Origin of the sequence: Veillonella sp. VA142, assembly GCF_003992135.1 — a bacterium.
Taxonomy (GTDB): Bacteria; Bacillota; Negativicutes; order Veillonellales; family Veillonellaceae; genus F0422.
Map to the genome: position 1 here is coordinate 72,320 of NZ_RQVN01000007.1, position 8,144 is coordinate 80,463.

The window sequence follows — 8,144 nt, forward strand, 5'->3', positions numbered from 1 at the left end:
CACTATCTCGTAAAGGAGGGAGCATACAGTGCTAGACGTAAATGAATTTGATTCCATGCGAATCGGTTTAGCTTCGCCACAACAAATTTTGGAGTGGTCTCATGGAGAAGTTAAAAAACCTGAAACAATTAACTACCGCACCTTAAAACCAGAGCGAGATGGTTTATTCTGTGAGCGCATTTTTGGACCAACAAAGGACTGGGAATGTCATTGTGGAAAGTATAAACGCATCCGTTATAAAGGTGTTGTCTGTGATAAATGTGGTGTAGAAGTGACTCGTGCCAAAGTACGTCGTGAACGTATGGGCCATATCGAATTGGCTACACCAGTGTCTCATATTTGGTATTTCAAGGGCATCCCGTCTCGCATGGGATTGATCCTTGACATATCTCCTCGTTCCTTGGAACGTGTATTGTACTTTGCTGCGTATATCGTAGTAGATCCAGGTCAATCTCCATTGTCTAAACAACAATTGTTATTTGAAACTGAATTTCGTGAATATGAAGCCATGTTCAACGATGCTGACTACAAAATCGCTGGTAAAAGTGTCATCATTGAAACAATTGCACAACGTCGTGAACGTTTGCAATTAATTAACTCTGCTAAACACAAAGAAGCTGTCAATGCAGAACTTTCAGCGAATACTGAAATTCCAGAAGAAGAAAAAGAATACGAAGTATTAACGCGTGAAGAAAAATTAGAACTTGGTGCCTTAGAAGAAAACACGTTCGTATGTATCGATATGGGTGCAGAAGCGATTAAAGAATTGCTTTGCGAATTAGACTTAGAAGCATTGAACGATGAATTACGTGCTGAGCTAGAAACTGCAACAGGTCAACGTAAAGTTCGTGCTGTTCGCCGTTTAGAAGTGGTGGAAGCATTCCGTCAATCTGGTAACCGCCCAGAGTGGATGATTATGGATGTAGTGCCAGTTATTCCACCTGAATTGCGTCCAATGGTGCAATTAGACGGTGGTCGTTTCGCCACATCTGACTTAAATGATTTATATCGTCGTGTTATCAACCGTAATAACCGTTTAAAACGTTTGTTGGATTTAGGCGCTCCTGATATTATCGTGCGCAACGAAAAACGTATGCTACAAGAAGCTGTAGATGCGTTGATCGACAATGGTCGTCGTGGCCGTCCTGTCACAGGTCCTGGTAACCGTCCATTGAAATCTTTATCCGATATGTTAAAAGGTAAACAAGGTCGTTTCCGTCAAAACTTGTTGGGTAAACGTGTTGACTACTCCGGCCGTTCCGTTATCGTAGTTGGCCCAGAATTGAAAATGCATCAATGTGGTCTTCCAAAAGAGATGGCATTGGAATTATTCAAACCATTTGTTATGAAGCGTTTGGTAGAACGTGGACAAGCAAGCAATATTAAAGCGGCAAAACGCCAAGTAGAACGTATCGGTCCTGGTGTTTGGGAAGCTTTGGAAGAAGTTATTAAAGAACATCCAGTATTACTAAACCGCGCCCCTACATTGCATAGATTAGGTATCCAAGCGTTCGAACCAATTCTTTGGGAAGGCCGTGCTATCAAATTGCATCCACTAGTATGTACAGCTTTCAACGCCGACTTTGACGGTGACCAAATGGCATGTCATTTACCATTGTCCGTAGAAGCACAGTCGGAAGCACGTACCTTAATGCTTTCATCCCATAACATCTTGTCTACAAAAGATGGTAAACCAGTAGCAGTTCCATCCCAGGATATGATTTTGGGTACATACTACTTAACAGTAGTTCGTAAAGGTACAGAAGATAAAGCGAAACGCTTCGCCAATTATGACGAAGTGATGCTGGCATATGAGTCTGGTGTCATCGGTTTACAAGATGTTATCTATATTCGTATGGAAGGATATGGTCTAGTTAAAACTACAGCAGGTCGTTTAATTTTCAACGAAGCTTTATATCCAGAAATCCGTCAATTTGTGAAAGAAGAAGACGGCACATGGTCCTTGGGTAAAGTCATGGATAAGAAAATGGTTGGTAAATTAGTGGACCAATGTTTCCAAGCGTTCGGCAACGAAAAAACTGCAGAATTGCTTGACCGTATTAAATCCTTGGGTTACTCCTTTGCTCGTCGTGCAGGTATGACGATTGCTATTGCGGATATCAAAGTACCAGAAGTAAAAGCTGGTATCGTAGAAGGAGCAGATACAGAAGTTAATAAGGTATCTCGTTTATATCGCCGTGGTTTAATTACGGAAGAAGAACGTTATCGTAAAACGATTGAGCTTTGGAATGAAGCTATCGACAATGTAACAGAAGCCATGATGGATAATATGGCGGCTGACCAAGACGGTTTCAACCCAGTATATATGATGGCGATTTCCGGTGCCCGTGGTAACAAACAACAGATCCGTCAGTTGGCGGGTATGCGTGGTTTGATGGCGGATCCATCTGGTCGTATCATCGACTTGCCAATTAAAGCCAACTTTAAAGAAGGCTTGACCGTATTGGATTACTTTACATCCTCTCATGGTGCTCGTAAAGGTTTGGCCGATACAGCCCTTCGTACAGCTGACTCCGGTTACTTAACACGTCGTCTTGTTGACGTATCTCAAGATGTAATCGTTCGTGAAGAAGACTGTGATGTAGTAGGTATCGACTTAGCTCGTGAAAGAGCTCGCTTAGCGCGCAATACAAAAGATGCGTTGACATACTTGAAAGATGATTTAATCGGTCGTGTATTGGATCGCGATGTAGTGGACCCTATGACTGGTGAAGTCATTGCTGATGCTGAAAGCATCGTAACAGAAGCAACGATCGAAGCATTAGCAGAATCCCAAGTGAAATCCATCGCATTGCGTGGTGCGCAATTGGGTAGCGACAGTGATATCAACCATACTAACATCGTTCAAACCATTGCATTAGGTGAAGTGGACGATACGATTCGTACAACATTACGCAACACAATGGTTGAAAATATGTTGGGTAAAGATACTGTGTATCCTGTTATCGATAGTGAAGGTGTAGAAATTTTCCCTGCGCATACAGCATTGACAGAAGAAGGCATCGAAGCTATCTTGAACTCTGATGTAAAAGAAGTTCAAGTTCGCAATAATGAAATTCATGGCATTGAAGTAGAAGCTATCGTGGAAGGTACTGGCGTTATCGAACCATTGAAAGATCGTATCGTGGGCCGTACAGCAGCAGAAGAGTTAATCAATAAAGAAACTGGTGAAGTTATCGTTCCATTGAATGGTGAAATCACCGATGAATTAGCTGATGAAGTAGTAAAACATTACGACACAGTGAAAATACGTTCTGTATTGACTTGTCGTTCTCCATATGGCGTATGTATGAAATGTTATGGTCGTGACTTAGGTACTGGTGGACAAGTACAAGTTGGTGAAGCAGTTGGTATTATTGCGGCACAATCCATCGGTGAACCAGGTACACAGTTAACAATGCGTACATTCCATACAGGCGGTGTTGCCGGCGATGATATCACACAAGGTTTGCCTCGTGTTGAAGAATTGTTTGAAGCACGTCGTCCAAAGCGTAATGCTATCATTGCAGAAGTAGAAGGTACTGTACGTGTCGTTCCTAACGATAATAAAAAAGGTACTAATACAATCTTCATTACCACAGCTGAAGGTGAAGAGTTTGATTACTTAATTCCTTACGGATCTCGCATCATTGTGAAAGATGGCGATGTAGTATCTTTAGGTGCTCGTTTAACAGAAGGTTCCATTAACCCTCATGACATCATGCGTGTAATGGGTACGGAAGCAACGCAACGTTACCTAGTATATGAAGTACAAAAAGTATACAAATCTCAAGGTGTAGAAATTAACGATAAACACATCGAGGTTATCGTTCGCCAAATGTTACATAAAGTAAAAATTGAAGATGCTGGGGATGCAGATGTATTACCAGGAGATTCTATCGATGTAAATACATTTGAAGATGAAAACCGTCGTTTACGCTTAAATGGTAAAAAAGAAGCCACTGGTGTTCGTACACTATTGGGTATTACCAAAGCAGCCTTGGCAACAGACAGCTTCTTATCAGCAGCTTCCTTCCAAGAAACAACACGTGTTCTTACAGAAGCAGCCATCAAAGGTAAAATTGATCCATTACTTGGCTTAAAAGAAAATGTTATCATTGGTAAATTAATACCAGCTGGTACAGGGATGAGCCGTTATCGTAAAATTAAGGTAGTAAAACATACACCTGAATTAGAAGATTTAGTGGTGGGTACAGAAGTTGTTAATGCAGATATAGCTAATGAAACTACAGATGTAGAAACAGCAGAATAACATGAGGACATTAAGACAAGTCTAAAAGCTAGTTGAGGTGTCTAAAGAAATAACGGATAACAACCTATAGGAAGTTATCCGTTATTTTTATAACGAAATATAGAAAAATTCTATATCAATTTTGCATAGATAAAATGCGGGAAGAAAAGATGTTGCATATACATACAGATAAAATATGAAAACTGTATAAAAATAACGTAAAATATACAGAAAAATATATTTTTGAACCGCACGGATACATGTACATATAAAATGCTTTATTATAGCGACTTATTGGGGCTAAAATCGTTTGACACGGCATATAAAGAATGATAAACTAGTAAAGTACTTAGGGGCAGTGCGCCCTAAAGTGAGTAACGAATGAGAAGGAGCGCATATGAAAATCGATATGCTTTCAAATGCAAATCTCACAATAGGAGCGAAACAAACGCATAAAGCAGTGAATCGCAATGAGGTAGAGTGTGTATTTGTAGGTCTTGATAGCGATGACCGACTTATCTTGCCGATTCTGGAAATTTGTTTAGAGCATAATGTGCCAGTTAATCGTAATCACACGATGGAAGAACTTGGGCATGCTGCTCACATTAAAGTAGGAGCTGCCGCTATTGGCGTGCTTCGCTAGTATTGGTAATATCCGAACGATAATATCGAGCGGATCAATTATAAATCTAATTGTTTGGAAAGGAGGTGCCCACATGCCAACTATTAACCAGTTAGTACGTAAAGGCCGTAAATCTTTAGTGCGTAAGTCTGACTCTCCAGCTTTGAAAGAGTGTCCACAAAAACGTGGTGTTTGTACTCGTGTATACACTGCTACGCCTAAAAAACCGAACTCCGCGCTTCGTAAAGTTGCCCGTGTTCGTTTGACAAACGGTATCGAAGTAACTGCATACATCCCAGGCATTGGTCACAATTTACAGGAACACAGCGTTGTACTTATCAGAGGCGGTCGTGTTAAGGACCTTCCTGGTGTGCGTTATCACATCGTTCGTGGTGCATTGGATACAGCTGGCGTACAAAACCGTATGCAAAGCCGCTCCAAATATGGCGCGAAACGTGCTAAAAAATAATTTAGCATAAGATTAGAGAACACACATCGTTAAAGGAGGAATTGACATGCCAAGAAAAGGCCCTGTTGTGAAACGCGATGTACTACCAGATCCGGTGTACAATAGCAAATTAGTAACACGTTTCATTAACAAAGTAATGTACGATGGCAAAAAAGGCATTGCTGAATCCATCGTGTATGATGCATTTGAAATTATTCGTTCCAAAATGGGTCAAGACCCTATGGAAGTTTTTGATCAGGCTTTAAAAAATGTAATGCCTGTATTAGAAGTACGTGCTCGCCGTATCGGTGGTGCTAACTACCAAGTACCGGTTGAAGTTCGTGCTGACCGCCGTTTATCTCTAGGTATTCGCTGGATGGTAAACTATGCTCGTCTTCGTGGTGAACGCACTATGAAAGAACGTTTAGCGGGCGAATTAATGGACGCGTTCAATAATACTGGCGCAGCTATTAAGAAAAAAGAAGATACTCATAAAATGGCAGAGGCTAACAAAGCATTTGCTCATTACAAATGGTAATTAGTTAAGGAGATATACAAGTGGCAAGAGAAGTTTCTTTAGAGAAAACTCGTAATATCGGTATCATGGCTCACATCGATGCTGGTAAAACAACCACAACGGAACGTATCCTTTACTATACTGGTCGAGTTCACAAAATCGGTGAAGTACATGAAGGTGCTGCTACGATGGACTGGATGGAGCAGGAGCAAGAACGTGGTATCACTATCACGTCCGCTGCGACTACTACTCAATGGAAAGGTCATCGCATCAACATTATCGATACTCCTGGTCACGTAGACTTTACAGTAGAAGTAGAACGTTCCCTTCGTGTACTAGACGGCTCCGTAGCTGTATTCAGTGCGAAAGGTGGCGTAGAGCCTCAATCTGAAACAGTATGGCGTCAAGCGGATAAATATGGCGTGCCTCGTATCGCTTATGTAAATAAAATGGATACAGTAGGTGCTGACTTCTTCCGCGTAGTTGATATGATGAAAACTCGTTTAGGTGCTAATAGCGTAGCTATCCAAGTGCCTATCGGTTCTGAAGACACTTTCAAAGGTATCATTGACTTGGTAACTATGAAAGCTGAAATCTACATCAGTGATGACGGAAAAGAATACGAAATCACTGAAATTCCTGAAGAATACGCTGATGTTGCAGCAGAGCGTCGTGAAATGTTAGTTGACGCTGTGGCTGAAACTGATGACGAATTGATGGAAAAATACTTGGAAGGTGAAGAAATTTCTGAAGAACAAATTAAAGCAGCTCTTCGTAAAGCTGTGTGTGAAAACACATTGTTCCCGGTTCTTTGCGGTTCTTCCTACAAAAACAAAGGTGTACAAATGTTGTTAGATGCTGTAGTTGACTACATGCCAGCTCCAACAGATGTACCAGCGATTAAAGGTATCGACCCTAACACTGGTGAAGAGACAACTCGTCCTTCTACTGATGATGGTCCTTTCGCTGCGTTAGCTTTCAAAATCATGGCTGACCCTTATGTTGGTAAATTAGCGTTCTTCCGTGTGTACTCTGGTACATTAGAGTCTGGTTCTTATGTGTTCAACTCTACAAAAGGTAAAAAAGAACGTATCGGCCGTATCTTGCAAATGCATGCTAACAGCCGTCAAGAAATCGACCGCGTGTACGCTGGTGACATCGCTGCAGCAGTAGGTCTTAAAGATACTACTACTGGTGATACACTTTGTGATGACAAAGCGCAAGTTATTCTTGAATCCATGGAATTCCCAGAACCAGTTATCTCTGTTGCTGTGGAACCAAAAACTAAAGCGGACCAAGAAAAAATGGGTATGGCGTTAGCTCGTTTGGCTGAAGAAGATCCAACTTTCAAAGTTCGTACTGATGAAGAAACTGGACAAACAATCATTTCCGGTATGGGTGAGCTTCACCTTGACATCATCGTTGACCGCATGAACCGTGAGTTCAAGGTTGAATGTAATGTAGGTAAACCTCAAGTTGCTTACCGTGAAACAATTCGTAAAGCAGTTAAATCTGAAGGTAAATTCGTTCGCCAATCTGGTGGTAAAGGTCAATACGGCCATTGCTGGTTGGAAATCATTCCTCAAGAACCAGGTGCTGGTTTCGAATTTGAAAATAAAGTTGTTGGTGGTTCTATTCCTCGTGAATACATTGGACCAGTTGAGAACGGTGTTAAGGAGGCTATGGAATCCGGTGTTATCGCTGGTTATCCAATGGTTGATATCAAAGTTATCGTATTTGATGGTTCCTACCATGATGTTGACTCCTCTGAAATGGCCTTCAAAATTGCAGGTTCCATGGGCTTCAAAGAGGGTGCTCGTAAAGCTGACCCAGCATTACTTGAACCATACATGGCTGTTGAAGTAGAAGTTCCAGAAGAATACATGGGCGACGTAATCGGTGATTTGAATTCCCGTCGTGGCCGCATGGATGGAATGGAAGCTCGCAACGGTTCCCAACATATCAAAGCATATGTTCCATTGAGCGAAATGTTTGGATATGCTACTGACCTTCGTTCCAAAACACAAGGTCGCGGTAACTACTCCATGACATTCGATCATTATGAAGAAGTGCCTAAGAAAATTGCTGAAGAAATTCAAGCTAAGAAAAATGGCTAATCAAAAGTATATCTTGTGGGGCTTTTAGCTCCATGGGATTACTATATATAAAGTTTTAATTATCCGGGAGGACAATTCAAAATGGCAAAAGCAAAATTTGAACGTAATAAGCCACACGTTAACATTGGTACTATCGGTCACGTTGACCATGGTAAAACTACTTTAACAGCAGCAATCACTAAAGTTCT

At 41.3% G+C, this 8,144-nt stretch carries 6 protein-coding genes; all 6 read left to right on the forward strand.

Annotated features, from left to right (window positions below):
- Positions 1-28: 28 nt before the first annotated feature.
- Entirely contained in the window at positions 29-4,273 is a 4,245-nt protein-coding gene (gene rpoC, locus EO117_RS04455) for a DNA-directed RNA polymerase subunit beta' (RefSeq protein ID WP_126939303.1), read from the forward strand.
- 376 nt (positions 4,274-4,649) lie between these two features.
- On the forward strand, positions 4,650-4,895 hold the full coding sequence (locus EO117_RS04460; protein WP_126939304.1) for a ribosomal L7Ae/L30e/S12e/Gadd45 family protein: 246 nt from the start codon (positions 4,650-4,652) through the stop codon (positions 4,893-4,895).
- 73 nt (positions 4,896-4,968) lie between these two features.
- Complete coding sequence (gene rpsL, locus EO117_RS04465; RefSeq protein WP_126939305.1) at positions 4,969-5,343, forward strand: 30S ribosomal protein S12; 375 nt, start codon at positions 4,969-4,971, stop codon at positions 5,341-5,343.
- 46 nt (positions 5,344-5,389) lie between these two features.
- Positions 5,390-5,860, forward strand: a complete 471-nt coding sequence (rpsG, locus tag EO117_RS04470; protein WP_009353884.1) for a 30S ribosomal protein S7 — start codon at positions 5,390-5,392, stop codon at positions 5,858-5,860.
- A 20-nt stretch (positions 5,861-5,880) separates the two neighbouring features.
- Complete coding sequence (gene fusA, locus EO117_RS04475; protein WP_126939306.1) at positions 5,881-7,956, forward strand: elongation factor G; 2,076 nt, start codon at positions 5,881-5,883, stop codon at positions 7,954-7,956.
- A gap of 81 nt (positions 7,957-8,037) precedes the next feature.
- Positions 8,038-8,144: GTP-binding protein (locus EO117_RS04480; RefSeq protein WP_149306083.1), on the forward strand; the 107-nt coding region annotated here is incomplete at its 3' end.

What these genes read in the sequence shown, in the direction of transcription:
- EO117_RS04460 (WP_126939304.1), top strand. Translation starts at nt 4,650, where the DNA reads ATGAAAATCGATATGCTTTCAAATGCAAATCTCACAATAGGAGCGAAA.
- rpsL (WP_126939305.1), top strand. Translation starts at nt 4,969, where the DNA reads ATGCCAACTATTAACCAGTTAGTACGTAAAGGCCGTAAATCTTTAGTG.
- rpsG (WP_009353884.1), top strand. Translation starts at nt 5,390, where the DNA reads ATGCCAAGAAAAGGCCCTGTTGTGAAACGCGATGTACTACCAGATCCG.